The organism is Winogradskyella sp. SYSU M77433, assembly GCF_029911945.1.
GTDB lineage: Bacteria > Bacteroidota > Bacteroidia > Flavobacteriales > Flavobacteriaceae > Winogradskyella.
This window is the reverse complement of sequence record NZ_JARYTG010000002.1, coordinates 412,060-427,906: the sequence shown is the minus strand read 5'-3', so window position 1 is coordinate 427,906 and position 15,847 is coordinate 412,060. Positions and strand designations below refer to the sequence as shown.

Genomic DNA, 15,847 nt, shown 5'->3' with positions numbered 1-15,847 from the left:
GCTAAAATATCCATCGGATATTTTGTCGCTCGTCCCTAAACAGCATTATCTGTTCTAGGTTCAATGGGTATGATCTCAGCCACTTATTGGCACCCCTTTTTTGAGAACGCTGCAAAGATAAGAACAATTAATGACTAGCAGTATGTATAAGAGGAAACTTTTTTAATCAATATCAGGCGGTTTTCTATTTGCCTTTTTCTCAGCATTTTTACGCTTGTTGACTAATCTTTTTTTCTTAACAGCTTTTGGTATTTTAGTAGGAATTCGTTCTTTTTCCTCCTTTAAACCATCTTCAATCAACTCTAAAAAGCGTTGTGTTACAAGCGCTTTATTCCTAAATTGACTTCTACTTTCGTCACAGGCTAGTATGAGAATATCTTCTTTATTGAGTCTGTTGGATAAGGCTTCTTTTAACTTTTGTTTTTTTGCATCATCAAGAGCTTGAGAGTTATTAAGATCAAAATAGAGTTCTGCTTTTGAAGCTACTTTATTTACATTTTGGCCACCACTGCCAGAGCTTCTTACATACTTATAACTCAATTCTGATTTTAAAGCCTCAATATCCACTAGTCTTTAATTTGATGTGGCCCTTTTAGTAAGTCGTTAACGGTTTTTACAGGGTTGAAAGTAATGATTGGTACTTCAACAAAAACAGTGTTCCAATACGCCATACTTCCGTTCCAAAGACCAGGTAGTTCAAGTGCTTTTAGCTCTTTTCCTGCTTTTGTTTTATTAGTAATAAAAGCTGCTTTAGGATCTACATAATCTTCTAAATTAAATTTATCTCCTTTATAATTCTTAACACCTAAGACTAAATCTACAGGATTAAAGTGAGTCGAATTTTTTAGAATATTTTTCTGTGATTTGTCTTTTAAATTGATTTGAGCAGACTCAACAATTTGTAATGACTCATTCCAGTTTTGATCTTTTACCCAAAATGGACCACCTCCAGGTTCACCTTCATTTTTTACCATACCACAAACTCTTATAGGGCGGTTTAATTTTTCTTGTAGGTATTCAATTTTATATTTATTAGAGTACTTTTCGAATTCGTGAGAAATCTTAACACTTAGTTCTCTGGTTAAAAATTCAGCAATTTCTATTAGTTCGTCTTCAGATATATCATCATTCTCTAATTGTCTAAGATGCTTGAATGTTTTTTCTTGAAGCTCTAAAAGAATACCAGCTAGGACTTTTTTATATTTTGCTACTTCGTCTTTGTACTTGTAGACAACAACGTTATCAATATTTTTAACGAAAATGATATCAGCATCTAATTGGTTGAGGTTTTTAATCAAAGCACCATGACCAGAAGGTCTGAATAGTATGCTGCCATCTTCGTTTCTAAAAGGTTTATCTTTTGGAGTTACCGCAATTGTATCTGTAGACTCTTGCTGATAAGAAAACGAGATTTCAAACTGTACACCAGTTTTGCTTTCAACTTTTTCTTCTATGCGCTTAAATTCCTCTTCAAATGTATCTTTATGCTGTTCGGAAATTGTAAAGTGTAATTTCGCGGTATTGTTTTTAGATCCATATAATGCACTTTCAAATAAATGTTCTTCAAAGGCTGTTGAAATCACATCGTTCTTATATTCGTGAAAAGGTAATAATCCTTTTGGCTGGTCACCAAAATTCAATTGCTCTGGATCTAACATGGTATTGATAAAGTGCCAAGCTTTTTCACTAGTTGTAAGCTCGTTATACTTTATATATTTTGAAGATAATTGCGCAATGACTTGCTTGTAAAAAGGAAATTTTTCTAAACCGACTAAAAACAAAGACATGTCTTTTAGCTTATGTTTGTTTATGTATGAGTTTATCGATTCCTCTTTAGGATCGTATTCTTCAATAAATTGAAAAAGAAATTTGAACATTCTAGTGGCAGCGCCAGAAGCGGGAACAAATTTTAATAACGATATATCTTCTTTTTTATCCTCAAAATAGGATATAGATTGATTGATTAGTGTTTCGTTGAGTTTTGTAATGCCATTACCAATGGTTGCGGCTTCAGAAATATTAGTAAAAGGAATACCTGTTTTAAAGGTGTTAATTTGAGACTTAACATCTTTAATGGTTAAACCTTTTTTTTCAATTTGTTTTTTGTCTTTTTCTGTAAAACTCATGTATTTTTTTCTAATAATTTATCAATATGTTTAACTGCCAATTCTAGCCGTTCTTTCTTACTTCCTTTTAATAAAACATAAGGTCTTTTATATTTTATTAGAGCATCTTCAAAGGCTTTGAACATACGTTCTCTTTCATTGGGTTTGTCACGCAAATCGTCTGGTTCCCAAGGCGTGTCAATATAGGTTAAAAAATAGAGATCGTAGGTGTTTTTTAGAGCATGTGCTTCTAAAATCGGGTCACAGGTTCCTGAATAATATGCTTCGCTATAGACTTTAGTTTCAAGGATGTCTGTATCGCAAATTAAAACAGAATCTGTTTTTTTGGCTAACTCATTTTCTAATTTTATTTGTCCGATTGCTATAGGAAGAAGATCTTTTGGTTCGCAGGTTTTGCGTTCATTGTTCCACTTGTTTTGAAGATATTCTCTAGCGTATTCTGGTACCCAAACCGAGTTGTAATGTCTTGCTAATTGTCTAGAAAGTGTAGTTTTTCCTGTGGATTCAGGGCCAAATAAAACGACTTTTATGCAGTTTGCAGGTTGTTGTTTAAGCTTTTCTTCCATGCTATGTAACCAAATATTGCTATCACAGTAAATCCTAAGTACTGGAAGCTAGTAAATGTAAATCCTTTATAGAAATATAAAGGTAAAGAGATAATATCACCTATAATCCAAAAGGTCCAGTTTTCTAATTTTCGACGTGCCATAAGCCACATACCAACAAAGAAAATAGCAGTAGTAATAGTGTCTACATAAGCTACCCAACCGTTCCATTTATCAAAGGTTTTGTACACTAAAAATACAAAAGCAATTGTAGCTAAAAATATCCCAGCAGATAATTTTTTTTCTTTTGAAGTAGTTTTAGAAATAGGAGTAACGTGGGTTTCATCAACTTTACGAGTCCAAACATACCAACCATAAACGCTCATAGCAAAATAATAGGCGTTTATCATCATGTCACCTAGAAGTTCCCATTTGAGCAACAGATAAACAAAAATTAATGTACTAATCATTCCTGTTGGAAATACAAGAATTTTATTTTGTTTGGAATACCAAACGGATAGAAATCCGAATATTACCGCAACGATTTCTAAAATAATATCAATTGTTGCATATTCTGAATATTGCGAAAAAAAGAAATCAAAAATGTGGTTCATAATCGCTTCGGTTTGTTTTTACTATTTTCATAGTAAGTAAACTGATATCTGCATTTTCAAAAGAAGCTTTAATAGCGTCGTTAAGAAATGGCATCACTTCGTCAAACTCACCATAGACTTGTGTACTTAATGGATTTTCCAAAATTGTAAATTTTGAAGCGCGTAATGTTTTAATAAAATCTATGATATGTGCTTCGTAATCGTCTTGTAATGGTGATAAGGTTAAGTCTACTGATATTTGCATAATTTAGGATATTAAATGTTCGAAAAAATGGTCATCTTCTTCAAAGGCGGTTCCAATGACCACAAGGTCTGCACCTGCTAAAAAAGCATTTTCTATTTGAGTTTTGTTTCTGATACCTCCACCTACAATTAATGGGATATTTATAGTGTTTTTTACTGAAGAAATTACTTCTAAAGGGATTTCATATTGCGCTCCACTTCCAGCTTCTAAATAGATTAATTTATTACCGAGCAACTCGCCAGCTTTAGCTGTATGTTTTATTTTTTCAGTATCTGTTCTGTCTATTGGTAATGTTTTTGTAATGCGTTGTACTGCGGTTTCTTTTCCAGATTCAATTAAGATATAACCTGTAGAAATCACTTCTAAATTGGTGTTTTCTAACAAAGGTACTGCTTGCACTTGCTTTTCAATTAAGTAGTCGGCATTTCTTCCTGATAAAAGTGATAAAAATAAGATGGCATCAGCATCCTTAGAAATCTGAGTTATATCGCCAGGAAATAAAACTACAGGCAATTCTGTGAGCATTTTTACTACTTCAACCAATTCCTGTGTTTTATTTTTGTTTACTGTACTTCCTCCTACAAAAATATGTGTAATAATAGATGTGTTGACCTTTTTTATAAATTGAAGAGCATTTTTAAGTTCAAATTTATCAGGATCAATAAGTACAGCTAATAATTTATGTCCATCAGCTTTAGCTTGTAATATATGGTTATAAATGTTCATTATTCTGTAACGTATGCACAAGTAAAACCTTCAAATTCTAGAAAAGCAGTATTGTATCTGTGTTTTTTATTGTTGTAGTCTATCCAAGCAACCGTATTACCATCATTCAGCATAAAAGGAATCACTAAAAAATGTTCTTTAAATAACATACCTGGAGTTGCAAAAAGCTTATACAAAGATTCCTTAATTCCCCAAATTACAGTGAGTTTATTAATGTAGTCGTCAGCAGATTTAGCTAGATAATTAAACTCATAGTCCACAAATTTATGCGCGATAACTGCAATTTTATCGCGCTGCATTTCAATATCTATACCGACTTCCTTATCACTAACAATAACACCAGAGAACGTAAAACTGTGTGTTATAGAAATATGGTTACCATCTTTAAGATGTGGTTTTCCATTATCGTCATAAAACAAATCTTGGTCTGTATAACCAAACTCACGAAGCAAATGCCTGACACTTAAAAAACCACGTTGGTGCAATTCACTTTTCATGCCTAAAACACGATCCAAGCTTTGAGGTTTTAAATCTAAAGGTTCAAATAGCTCATCATAAGATTCTTCAATCTTCCAGATTTTAACAGTAGTTTGTGAATTTACACTAATGGATTTATAGAGTGGCATTTAATATTCTAAAAGCTATTGATTATCTTTGCATCGCCTAAGGCAGATTTAGCATTTGTTTGTGGACGAATTTAACCAATTCAAGGCTAAACCCAAAGGCAAACAATTTAAAAAAGAAAGAAAAGAAATGAGTACAAAAACAGTTGCTTACGTACCAAATAAGGTAAAAGACATGTCGCTTGCGGCTTGGGGAAGAAAAGAAATTGAATTAGCCGAAGCAGAAATGCCAGGTTTAATGAGCTTACGTGAAGAATATAAAAACGAACAACCTTTAAAAGGTGCACGTATTGCTGGTTGTTTACACATGACTATTCAAACTGCAGTCTTAATTGAAACATTACAAGCTTTAGGTGCAGAAGTAACTTGGAGTAGCTGTAATATTTTCTCTACGCAAGATCAAGCTGCTGCTGCAATTGCTGAAGCTGGAACTGCTGTTTATGCTTGGAAAGATATGACTGAAGAAGAGTTTGACTGGTGTATCGAGCAAACTTTATTTTTTGGAGAAGATCGTAAGCCATTAAACATGATTTTAGATGATGGTGGAGATTTAACTAATATGGTTTTAGATAAATACCCAGAATTAGCGTCTGGTATTAAAGGTTTATCTGAAGAAACTACAACTGGTGTACACCGTTTATACGAGCGTGTTAAAAACGGAACGTTACCAATGCCTGCCATTAACGTAAACGACTCGGTAACAAAATCTAAATTTGATAATAAATACGGTTGTCGCGAAAGTGCTGTAGATGCTATACGTCGTGCAACAGACGTGATGTTAGCTGGAAAGCGTGTTGTAGTTTGTGGTTACGGAGATGTTGGTAAAGGTACCGCTGCTTCTTTTAAAGGTGCAGGAAGTATCGTAACAGTAACTGAAATAGACCCAATTTGTGCGTTACAAGCTGCAATGGACGGTTTTGAAGTTAAAAAATTAGAAACTGTTGTTGGTAATGCAGATATCGTAATTACTACAACTGGAAACAAAGACATTGTACGTGCAGAGCACTTTAAAGCAATGAAAGATAAAACCATAGTATGTAACATTGGTCATTTTGATAACGAAATACAAATGGCTTGGTTAAATGAAAACTACGGTAATACTAAGAATACTATAAAACCACAAGTAGACAAATATACTATTGATAGTAATGACATTATAGTTTTAGCAGAAGGACGTTTAGTAAACTTAGGTTGTGCTACTGGTCACCCAAGTTTTGTAATGAGTAACTCTTTTACAAACCAAACGTTAGCCCAAATAGAACTTTGGAATCATTCTGATAAGTATGAAAACGAAGTATATATGCTTCCTAAACATTTAGATGAAAAAGTAGCTGCATTACACTTAGAAAAAATTGGTGTAGAGCTTACAGAGCTTAAACCAGATCAAGCTAAATATATCGGTGTAGAAGTTGAAGGCCCTTTTAAACCTGAGCATTACAGATATTAATATCATTTTGTCATGCTGAACTTGTTTCAGCATCTCATATAAAACTAAATCCCAAACAGAAATGTTTGGGATTTTTTATTCGTCACTTCGAGTGATTTCTTAGGCACGAGCAAATTGTATCGAAAAGTTAAAAACCAGTAACCAATAATCTCCTGGCTCCTTTAATTCCACACTTTTGATATTTATGATAAGCTTGCGCAGCTCGTTCAGCTATTTGAGCATCTGATTCCTTTAAAATCCATCCATCAATAGAAGCTTTAAGTGTATAAGCCTCTGGTGCCATCAACCCTGTCGTCCACACCAAAGGATTCACTTTAGTTTTTTTAAAATAGGTTTTATAATAAGATTTGCTAGCACATGCTAATACTATAGCGTCACGTTTAGCTTTGTTGATAGGTGAAAAATTACCTTCAACATTAAAATCCATCAGTCCATCATGACCAACATAAGCCAATAGTTCTGAGCCTCCACCAAAATTAAGTTTGCTTGAGTTATAGGTTATTGAAAAGCTGTTTCTGCCAGCAGTTGCTTCAATATAATCTATTGTGGTTTGCTTAATGTGTTTTCCATCATAAGCATCTGCTAATAAGTAAGTATTGGATGATTTATGTTTGAATAACAACCGTTCTAATATTTTTTGATTATCGCTTTTTATAGATTTAACATAGGTCCAATCTTTAGAGTTTTTAAAATAAGTTTTAACTCCGTAAAGCGCTCCCCAATACAAATTGTTTTTTGGGTCTTGACCATTTCCTAACTTACTTGGAACAGGAACAATACCTTGGTTTTCATTATCGCATAGAGCAACATATACATGAATAGTTTTTGTATTTTTTTCTCTTTTAGAAAAACCAACGATTAGAAAAGAAAATAAAAATAATAGTATCGTTTTTTTCATAAAAGCAAAACGAAATACTTTAAGATTTAGTATATTTCAATCTATGCAACACCAATCCAAACTACCCAATGTAGGCACTACCATTTTTACGGTAATGAGCGCCTTGGCTAAAGAAAACAATGCTATTAATTTGTCACAAGGGTTTCCAAATTATCCTAGTTCAGAAAAGTTAAATAGTTTAGTGTTTGAAGCTATGAAAAATGGCTACAATCAGTATGCTCCTATGGCTGGAAATTTAGATTTACGATTAGCTATAACCAATAAATACAATCTACTTTATAAGTCAACCTATCATCCAGACACGGAAATTACGGTTACTGCGGGCGCAACACAAGCGATTTATACTATTATTTCAGCATTTGTAAAGCAAAATGATGAAGTCATCATTTTTAAGCCAGCTTATGATTGTTACCAACCAGCTATTGAAGTCAATGGAGGGAAAACTATTTCGATACAACTTTCAGCTCCTAATTATAGTGTAAATTGGGACGAAGTCGCTTCAAAAATATCATTAAAAACCAAGATGATCATCATCAACACTCCACACAATCCAAGTGGAACGGTTTGGTCTAAAGCCGATATGTTACAACTTCAAAAATTAACTAAAGACACTAATATTATTGTATTGAGTGATGAAGTTTATGAACATATCATTTTTGATGGTGAATCGCACAATAGTATATGTATGTTTTCAGATTTAAAATCCCGAAGTTTTATTACAGCTTCATTTGGTAAAACATTTCATAATACAGGCTGGAAGATAGGCTACTGCTGCGCTCCAGAAGATTTAATGAACGAGTTTAGAAAAGTGCATCAGTTCAATGTGTTTTCTGTAAACCATCCCATGCAAAAAGGTATTGCTGATTACATGAAAGATGCTGAGACATATTTAGGTTTGAATGATTTTTTTCAACAAAAACGCGATTTGTTTCTTAGTCTAATCTCAGAATCTCGATTTAAATTTACACCTTCAAAAGGTACTTATTTTCAGGTGCTAGATTATTCTGAAATTACGGACGAACATGATGTGGATTTTGCTAAGCGTTTAACCAAAGAATTCAAAATCGCTTCAATTCCGATGTCGGTATTTAATGAGCAAGGAAAAGACGATAAGGTGTTACGCTTTTGTTTTGCTAAAACTGATGAAACTTTAGTCAAAGCTTCCGAAATTTTATGCAAAATTTAAGTTACTTTTTGTACATTCCTGTGTCTGACTAAATGAATACAAAACTACAATTATGAAATTTCACATTATAATCCTATTGCTAGGATTTTCACTTACATCATTCGCACAAAAAATAGAAAAAGATGGTAAAACCTATGAAGTTAAAAAGGAAAAGGTTTTTGTTGATGGAAAAGAAGTTACCGGAACTTTAAAACCAGAAGAGAAGACGGCTATTTTAAAAGAAGCATCTGAAAAATTAAAAGAGGAGGCGAAGGTAAGAGAAGCAGAAAAGCTAGAAAGAGCTAATAAAAAAGCAGAAAAAGCATTAAAGAAGGCCGAACAAGCAAGAAAAAAAGCTGAAAAGAAATTGAAGAAACAAGCGAAACTTCAAAAAGCTTTAGACAAATCTCAGTCCGATTTAAAGAAGTCTCAATCAAAATACGAGAAGTTAAAAGGTAAGGGTAAGTTGTCACCAAAAGATGAAGAAAAGTGGCTTGAAAAAATTGAAAAGCTAAAAGAAAAAGTAGAAAAGGCAAAAAAGAAAGTGAAAAAGGGCTAGTCTATGAGTGATATCTTAACGGTTGCATTGATACAAACAGACTTGGTTTGGGAAAACCCACAAGCTAATAGAAAACATATAGAGCAAATGGTCAGTTCAGTAACGGCTGACCTTTTTGTTTTGCCAGAAATGTTTACTTCTGGTTTTACTATGAACGCTTCTCATGTGGCTGAATCTATGAGTGGTGAAAGTATTCATTGGCTAAAATCTATGGCTAAAGAAAAACAAGCGGCATTTATTGGTAGCTTGGTCATTGAGGAAAATAACAATTTTTATAATCGATTGGTCTGTGTGGAGCCTTCAGGTGAAATATTACATTATGACAAGCGGCATACTTTTACCTTAGCTGGCGAACATAAAGTTTATACAGCAGGAAATGAAAAAGTAATTTTCAATTACAAAGGTTGGAAAATTTGTCCTTTAGTTTGTTATGATTTGCGTTTTCCTGTTTGGGCTAGAAATGCTGAAGACTATGATGTGCTTATCTATGTAGCTAATTGGCCAATGATTCGTGTTGCTGCTTGGGATGCTTTGTTAAAAGCTAGAGCCATCGAAAATATGGCGTTTTGTATTGGTGTAAACAGAGTTGGTTTAGATGGAAATGATTATGAATATTCAGGACATTCATCAGCTTTTGATGTTCTTGGTAATAGACTAGATACAATACCAGAGCGTAAAGAAACTGTTGAGGTTCTTACTTTAGAAAAAAGTCATATCAGTAAGTATAGAGAAAAGCTTGGTTTTTTGAAGGACAAAGATAATTTTGACTTATTCTTTTAATAACTCAAACTCTATAATAAAATCAAAATTAGAGCGTACTTCTTCTATCGGAGGTGAATAACTCACACGTTCTGGCTGTATTCCCAATAAATAATTTCCTGTGTCGTATTTACCATTCCCATTGGTGTCATGTATAACACGTAACTTATAAAGTTTTGGAGGTAAGTTGGTGAAATCTACAACAGGAGACTCGGCAGTATATTTTTCGTAGAATACTTCACCTTTATCATTAGTTAACTGAACGATTAATGGAAAGGTAGCATTTCTAAGATTAACTCTAATATTGCCATATTCTGATTTCATTTTAGTCTTAAAACTAAAATTTAAAGTGTCTTTGTTTACTCCGTCGTAGAAGTCCTTAAAAGTCTCAGGTAGCATGGTAACTTTATATTGTTGCCCTTCTTGTTTTTCTACAGGAAACTTATATCTGTTAGATATGGAATCATACAGTACTTTATAAGGTACATTTAATGAATCTTTGTCTATAATACTAATCTTTGTTGTGTCGATACTAGAAAGTGGAGTAGTCGCTGATAGTGTAAAATCTTGGTCATAGTTTACATTCCCAGAAGTAATTGATTTAATTTCTAAGGAATCTGCTTCAAGAGCTCTAAAACGATGATTAAAAGTATCTACTTGTGTTTTATTAGTGACTAAGAATAGTGTGGAATCTAATTCAAATTTTGGTTTGTACCAATAGTATAAAGTGTCGGTTTTATCATCTTTTACAATACGAGTGGCATAACCTTCAGGTTTTTGGCCTAAAACTTTAATCCGTATAGATTCGTAATCACCCTCGTAAGGAAAGATAATCTTAGTTTCTCCTGCTTGCTTTGGTTTTACAGCTTTATAGTTTACTTCTTCTTTAAAAAGAGTCAGTTTATATAATGAATCATTTGGTACATCGATATAGTCTTCTTTAAAACCAATCTTGTCATCCTTTTGGTCAAATTTATAATTGCTGTTTTTGTCTTTTAAAGCTACAAGTTTGTATTTCCCAGCTTTGATATTCTCAATGCTAAACGTAGTTAAACTATCTAGTGTATTAGTAATATATCTTGGTTTTTCTTTATAAACTATAGAATCTTTGTAGGTAGAATCTACTTCGTATAACATTACAGAAACAAAAGGATCTGCTTGTTCCTGCAAAGCATCAACTACATAACCTTGCACTGATAACGAATCTATAGTGTTGCCTGTAGAAAATACATAGCGATAGTAAGGATATGGATTTTCCTCATTATTGTCAACTATACTTTCACCAAAATTAAAGGCATATGTTGTGTTGTCTATAAGTGTATCTTCTATTTTTATGGTAATGTACTTGCTAGCCGTACTCATTGGAGTAATTATGGGAGCCGTATCCATAGGAGGCGAGATAATAAGTTGCTTTTGAGCATCCTTTATCTTTACATATTCGTCAAAATAAATTCGTATTTCGTTGCCTTTAAAATTAGTTGAGAAATTTTCTGGTACAGCTCTGACAATAACAGGTGGATCAGTATCTTTTTCTCCGCCAGTAGGAGTACCACGATTAGCACAACTAGCAATAGTTATTGCTATAGTTACTAGGCTAAGTAATCGTACTAAAGATAAACGCATTGACTTTATATTATTTTGCACAAAGAAACGATATTAAAATTTAGAAACGAAAAAATCAATCTGCAATTGCCATGGTTGCGAGACTTAACGAAATATTATCAATTTTTAACAAAACGGAAGCGCAAGCTTCTACGGTTGCACCAGTGGTAATAATATCATCAACCAGAAGAATATGTTTTCCTTTGAGTGATTCTTTTTCTGAAATATCAAATATGGCATCGTCATTATTCCATCTCGATAATCTCCCTTTAAAAACTTGTGTTTTGGTAGATTTTGTTTTTATCAAAACAGAATCATTGTATGCGGCATCAAGAGCTTCTGATAGTGCTTTACCAAATTTAGCAACTTGATTATAACCACGTTTTCGCAATCTGCTTTTATACAGCGGAACAGGTACAACAACATCAATGTGTTTATAAGCATCAAGAGTTTTTAATTCAGCCCCTAACCATTCACCAAGAAATGGACTAATTTGCTCATGGCCTCTGTACTTTAGATTATGAAGTAATTGCTGAACTATACCTTTTTTAGAGAAGTGTAGTAATGCCGTTGCGTGTTGTAGTTTAACACGTCCATAAAGGATTTTCTTTACGTCGTCAGAATTATCAAAATGAAAATTTGTTGTAGGCAACTGATGTCTGCAGCCAGTGCAGATTACAGCTTCATTATCATTCAATATTTCACTACAAGCTTCGCATACTGTAGGAAAAAACAATTTTAACAAATTTATTATCATTTAATCGATTAAAATTAAGGAATACTGTCAATACATCTAATTTCGCATCAAATTAAGAAATTAATTATGATAGTTAGTCCCCACATATTTAACTATAGGATAATTATCGGTTCCTTATTAGTCGTCTTAACAGGTCTTGGGCTTTATAGTTTTTCGAATTATAAATCTATAAAATCTTATGAGGATTTTTTAAAGCAAGAAAAAGTTCTGATAGAAACAGAATTATCAGAAATGCTAGAAAGTTATGATGAATTAAGTGAGGATCACGGATTAATGACTGCGCAATTAAATGATGCCAGATTAGAGGCTAAAAATGCACTTGATTCACTTAAACTTCTAAAAAGTGATTTATCAATAATTTCAAAATTCAAAGATCATTTCTTGGTGTTAAAAGATAAAAGTAAAGTTCTTTTAGGTACCATAGATTCTTTAAATACAGCAAATCTTAAGCTAGAGCAAGAAAAGTCATTAGCGCTAAATACCATTAAGAAAAACTCTAAAACTATTAGTAAACTCGAAGAGACTAATGCATCGTTAAACAAAACCATTGATGCTGCTTCTATTTTAAAAGCTAATAGTGTTGCTGTTAAGGCATACAGACTCAAGTCGGGCAAAAAAAGAACCACTGAAAAAGCACGTCGTACTAATGCAATGAATGTGTGTATAAATTTATCGGAAAACCCATTGACTCCAAAAGGTAAGAAAGATTTATATGTTCAAATTGTAGGTCCTGAAGGAAATGTAGTGTCAGATCAAGGTGAGATGTTTTTTGGAGATTCTTCTTTATTGTATAGCAAAAAAGAAATTGTGAATTACGAAAATAAAGATTTACAGGTTTGTACCGATGTAGTTGCAGATGACGATGATGAACCGTTCAAAAAAGGACACTATTTTATAAGCATCTTTCATGATGATTTAAGATTAGGAGCTACCAGTATAGAATTAAAATAAAACAAAGCATATTTTTTTAAATAAAACCGCTCTATTAATTTGAGCGGTTTTTTATTTTTGTGGCATGGCAAACAACGACGATCAATTTAAAAAAGTAATCTCTCACGCAAAAGAGTATGGTTACGTATTCCAAAGTAGCGAAATTTACGATGGACTAAGCGCAGTTTACGACTACGCACAAAACGGTGTAGAATTAAAGAAAAACATACGCGACTATTGGTGGCGCGCAATGGTGCAAATGCACGATAATATTGTAGGATTAGATGCTGCAATTTTTATGCATCCAACCACTTGGAAAGCGTCTGGACACGTAGATGCCTTTAACGATCCATTAATTGATAACAAAGACTCAAAAAAGCGCTATCGTGCAGATGTTTTAGTTGAAGATTATTGCGCAAAAATCGAAGCTAAAATTGATAAAGAAGTTAAAAAAGCCGAAAAACGTTTTGGCGAAGCTTTTAATAAAGAAGAATTTTTAAGCACAAACGGTCGTGTTTTAGGCTATCAAGAAAAAATTGATACCATCCTAAAACGTCTAGGTAAATCTTTAGAAAATGAAGATCTATCAGACGTAAAAGCCTTAATCGAAGAATTAGAAATTGCTTGTCCATTAAGCGGAAGTAAAAACTGGACAGACGTTAAGCAGTTTAACTTAATGTTTGGTACCAAATTAGGTGCAAGTGCAGAAAGCGCAATGGATTTATACTTACGTCCAGAAACAGCACAAGGTATTTTTGTAAACTTCCTTAATGTACAAAAAACAGGACGTCTAAAAATTCCTTTCGGAATTGCTCAAACAGGAAAAGCTTTTAGAAACGAAATTGTTGCAAGACAATTTATCTTTAGAATGCGCGAGTTTGAACAAATGGAAATGCAATACTTTATCAAACCAGGAACACAAAAAGAATGGTTTGACTACTGGAAAGAAACACGTCTTAAATGGCATAAATCGCTAGGTTTAGGCGAAGATAATTACCGTTTCCACGATCACGAAAAATTAGCGCATTACGCAGATGCAGCTACAGATATCGAGTTTAAATTCCCATTCGGATTTAAAGAATTAGAAGGAATTCACTCTCGTACAGATTTCGATTTAAAACAACACGAAGAGTATTCTGGTAAAAAACTTCAGTATTTCGATCACGAAGAAAATACGAGCTATACACCTTATGTTTTAGAAACCTCAATTGGTTTAGATCGTATGTTTTTAGCAGTATTCTCTAATAGTTTACAAGATGAAACTTTAGAAGACGGAAGCGAAAGAACTGTTTTAAAATTACCAGCAGTTTTAGCGCCAACAAAAGCAGCAATTTTACCATTAGTTAGAAAAGATGAAGGTCTAACTAAAATGGCAAAAGATATTGTAGATGACTTAAAATGGGATTTTAACGTTACTTATGATGAAAAAGATGCAGTTGGTAGACGTTACCGTCGTCAAGATGCTGCAGGTACACCATTTTGTATCACAGTAGATGGTGAAAGTCTAGAAGATAACACTGTAACGATACGTCATAGAGATACTATGGAACAAAAGCGTGTTAAAATTGAAGAATTACGCGACATCATTAAAAAAGAAGTTGACGTAAAAGAATGGTTAATGAAGATGTAAAATTCCTGTAAAAGCAGCAATTTATAAATAAAAAAACGCCCAAAACGAATAGTTTTGGGCGTTTTATGTTTAATCATCTTATCTATTAGTTTTCGCCACCTTCTTCCAGTAGCATTCCGATACCTTTAACTAATATTTGTTTGTTTTGTAAAACTTCAGGATTTAAAATTTCTGTAGCATTTTCGTCTTGTTGTCCTGTATTAACTTTTAGCTTTTTAAATTGATAGCCATCAGTAGTTGTTTCATCTAAAACAAGCACATAATTATTTTTGTCTTCACTTACAATAGCTTCGTTTGGCAAGCCAACACCTTTTTTACTGTCTGTAATAATGTTAGCTTCTACAAACATACCAACAATAAAATTAGCTAAGTCTTTATCTACATGTCCGTGAACTTTAACACGTCTTGTAGTTTCATCGATGGTAGTACCTACTAAATGTACGTCTGCTTCAAAAGTTTTTTCTGAAGCTTCAGGAATTTTAAACTGTATTTTTTGACCTTTTTTGATGTGCATGATGTCTTTTTCAAATACAGATAATTCCAAATGAATATGATCAATATCTACAATTTCTAATATCACATCGTTTGGCGCAACATAAGCACCATTACTTATATTTACTTTAGTGACGTTTCCGTTAATTGGTGCGTAAAGACTAATGGTTGAGGTGATATTTCCTTGTTCTACAGCAGCTGGACTAATATTCATCATTTGTAGTTTTTTCTTTAGTCCGTTGTAAGTAGCTAAACTACTTTTGTAAGTACTTTGCGCTTTTAGGAAGTTTTTTTCTGAAGTTATTTCTTCATCAAACAACGTTTTTTGTCTGTTAAATTCAGCTTTTAAGTAATTAAGTTGCTCTGCGATTTCTAGATAGTTTTGCTGAATTTCAACATACTCAGGATTTTTTAAGCTTACTAAAAGTTGTCCTTTTTTAACTTCATCACCAACTAAAAGCGGTGTGTTTGTAATATATCCACCAATAAATGTCGTGATACTCGATTTGTTTTTTGGTGGTACGTCTATCATTCCGGTAACGGCAATTCCTGTTGAAAAATCAAGTGTTTTCAAAGTATCTAAAACCATTTGCTCACTTTCAAATTGAGCTTTAGTTACTGTTATTACATTGCTTTTGGTTGGTGTGTTTTCAACCATTTCTGTGTTGTTTTCTTTGTTTCCGCAGGCTAAAAATAAAAGCGAAAAAAGAAGTATATATATGTTTTTCAT

17 protein-coding genes are annotated in these 15,847 nt (G+C 33.0%); 6 read left to right on the top strand and 11 right to left on the bottom strand.

Translation table 11 applies throughout. From position 1 onward, the window contains the following. Positions 1-162: 162 nt before the first annotated feature. Genes arfB through QGM60_RS05220 form a run of 7 tightly spaced genes read right to left on the bottom strand, consistent with a single transcriptional unit; the run spans position 163 to position 4,881 of the window. Complete coding sequence (gene arfB, locus QGM60_RS05250; protein WP_281139173.1) at positions 163-567, bottom strand: alternative ribosome rescue aminoacyl-tRNA hydrolase ArfB; 405 nt, start codon at positions 565-567, stop codon at positions 163-165. Further along, positions 567-2,126, bottom strand: a complete 1,560-nt coding sequence (locus QGM60_RS05245; protein WP_281139172.1) for a DUF4301 family protein — start codon at positions 2,124-2,126, stop codon at positions 567-569. The genes arfB and QGM60_RS05245 overlap by 1 nt, the downstream gene beginning before the upstream one ends. Further along, a complete protein-coding gene (locus QGM60_RS05240; RefSeq protein WP_281139171.1) occupies positions 2,123-2,692 on the bottom strand; it encodes an ATP-binding protein in 570 nt (189 codons plus the stop codon). Before QGM60_RS05240 ends, QGM60_RS05245 begins: the two co-directional genes overlap by 4 nt. Next, on the bottom strand, positions 2,653-3,285 hold the full coding sequence (pnuC, locus tag QGM60_RS05235) for a nicotinamide riboside transporter PnuC (RefSeq protein ID WP_281139170.1): 633 nt from the start codon (positions 3,283-3,285) through the stop codon (positions 2,653-2,655). Before pnuC ends, QGM60_RS05240 begins: the two co-directional genes overlap by 40 nt. Further along, complete coding sequence (locus QGM60_RS05230; protein ID WP_281139169.1) at positions 3,269-3,529, bottom strand: thiamine-binding protein; 261 nt, start codon at positions 3,527-3,529, stop codon at positions 3,269-3,271. Before QGM60_RS05230 ends, pnuC begins: the two co-directional genes overlap by 17 nt. A 3-nt stretch (positions 3,530-3,532) precedes the next feature. Next, a complete protein-coding gene (locus QGM60_RS05225) occupies positions 3,533-4,255 on the bottom strand; it encodes a geranylgeranylglyceryl/heptaprenylglyceryl phosphate synthase (protein ID WP_348634884.1) in 723 nt (240 codons plus the stop codon). Further along, positions 4,255-4,881: a 4'-phosphopantetheinyl transferase family protein gene (locus QGM60_RS05220; RefSeq protein ID WP_281139168.1), complete on the bottom strand. Its 627-nt coding sequence runs from the start codon at positions 4,879-4,881 to the stop codon at positions 4,255-4,257. The genes QGM60_RS05225 and QGM60_RS05220 overlap by 1 nt, the downstream gene beginning before the upstream one ends. A gap of 127 nt (positions 4,882-5,008) precedes the next feature. Here QGM60_RS05220 and ahcY point away from each other — a divergent pair, with 127 nt between their 5' ends. Continuing rightward, positions 5,009-6,325 carry an adenosylhomocysteinase gene (gene ahcY, locus QGM60_RS05215; RefSeq protein ID WP_281139167.1) on the top strand — a complete coding sequence of 439 codons (1,317 nt, stop codon included), beginning with the start codon at positions 5,009-5,011 and terminating at the stop codon, positions 6,323-6,325. A 127-nt stretch (positions 6,326-6,452) separates the two neighbouring features. Here the strand turns inward: ahcY and QGM60_RS05210 are convergent, their stop codons facing one another. After that, positions 6,453-7,223, bottom strand: coding sequence for a hypothetical protein (locus QGM60_RS05210; RefSeq protein ID WP_281139166.1), 771 nt, complete (start codon positions 7,221-7,223; stop codon positions 6,453-6,455). A gap of 43 nt (positions 7,224-7,266) precedes the next feature. On the opposite strand from QGM60_RS05210, the gene QGM60_RS05205 reads away from it, so the two are divergent. Genes QGM60_RS05205 through QGM60_RS05195 form a run of 3 tightly spaced genes read left to right on the top strand, consistent with a single transcriptional unit; the run spans position 7,267 to position 9,727 of the window. After that, positions 7,267-8,409, top strand: coding sequence for a methionine aminotransferase (locus tag QGM60_RS05205; RefSeq protein WP_281139165.1), 1,143 nt, complete (start codon positions 7,267-7,269; stop codon positions 8,407-8,409). Positions 8,410-8,461: 52 nt separating this feature from the next. After that, positions 8,462-8,947, top strand: a complete 486-nt coding sequence (locus tag QGM60_RS05200; RefSeq protein WP_281139164.1) for a hypothetical protein — start codon at positions 8,462-8,464, stop codon at positions 8,945-8,947. A 3-nt stretch (positions 8,948-8,950) separates the two neighbouring features. Next, the gene (locus QGM60_RS05195) at positions 8,951-9,727 is read left to right on the top strand and encodes an amidohydrolase (RefSeq protein WP_281139163.1); all 777 of its coding nucleotides are present in this window, start codon (positions 8,951-8,953) and stop codon (positions 9,725-9,727) included. On the opposite strand, the gene QGM60_RS05190 is transcribed toward QGM60_RS05195, so the two are convergent. Both QGM60_RS05190 and QGM60_RS05185 read right to left on the bottom strand, forming a co-directional pair. Further along, positions 9,716-11,329, bottom strand: a complete 1,614-nt coding sequence (locus QGM60_RS05190) for an Ig-like domain-containing protein (protein WP_281139162.1) — start codon at positions 11,327-11,329, stop codon at positions 9,716-9,718. The genes QGM60_RS05195 and QGM60_RS05190 overlap by 12 nt on opposite strands. Before the next feature lie 55 nt (positions 11,330-11,384). After that, positions 11,385-12,065, bottom strand: a complete 681-nt coding sequence (locus QGM60_RS05185) for a phosphoribosyltransferase family protein (protein ID WP_281139161.1) — start codon at positions 12,063-12,065, stop codon at positions 11,385-11,387. Between the two features lie 66 nt (positions 12,066-12,131). Here QGM60_RS05185 and QGM60_RS05180 point away from each other — a divergent pair, with 66 nt between their 5' ends. Next, positions 12,132-13,016 carry a hypothetical protein gene (locus QGM60_RS05180; protein ID WP_281139160.1) on the top strand — a complete coding sequence of 295 codons (885 nt, stop codon included), beginning with the start codon at positions 12,132-12,134 and terminating at the stop codon, positions 13,014-13,016. A gap of 64 nt (positions 13,017-13,080) precedes the next feature. After that, complete coding sequence (locus QGM60_RS05175) at positions 13,081-14,625, top strand: glycine--tRNA ligase (RefSeq protein ID WP_281139159.1); 1,545 nt, start codon at positions 13,081-13,083, stop codon at positions 14,623-14,625. Between the two features lie 85 nt (positions 14,626-14,710). Here the strand turns inward: QGM60_RS05175 and QGM60_RS05170 are convergent, their stop codons facing one another. Continuing rightward, a complete protein-coding gene (locus QGM60_RS05170) occupies positions 14,711-15,847 on the bottom strand; it encodes an efflux RND transporter periplasmic adaptor subunit (RefSeq protein WP_281139158.1) in 1,137 nt (378 codons plus the stop codon).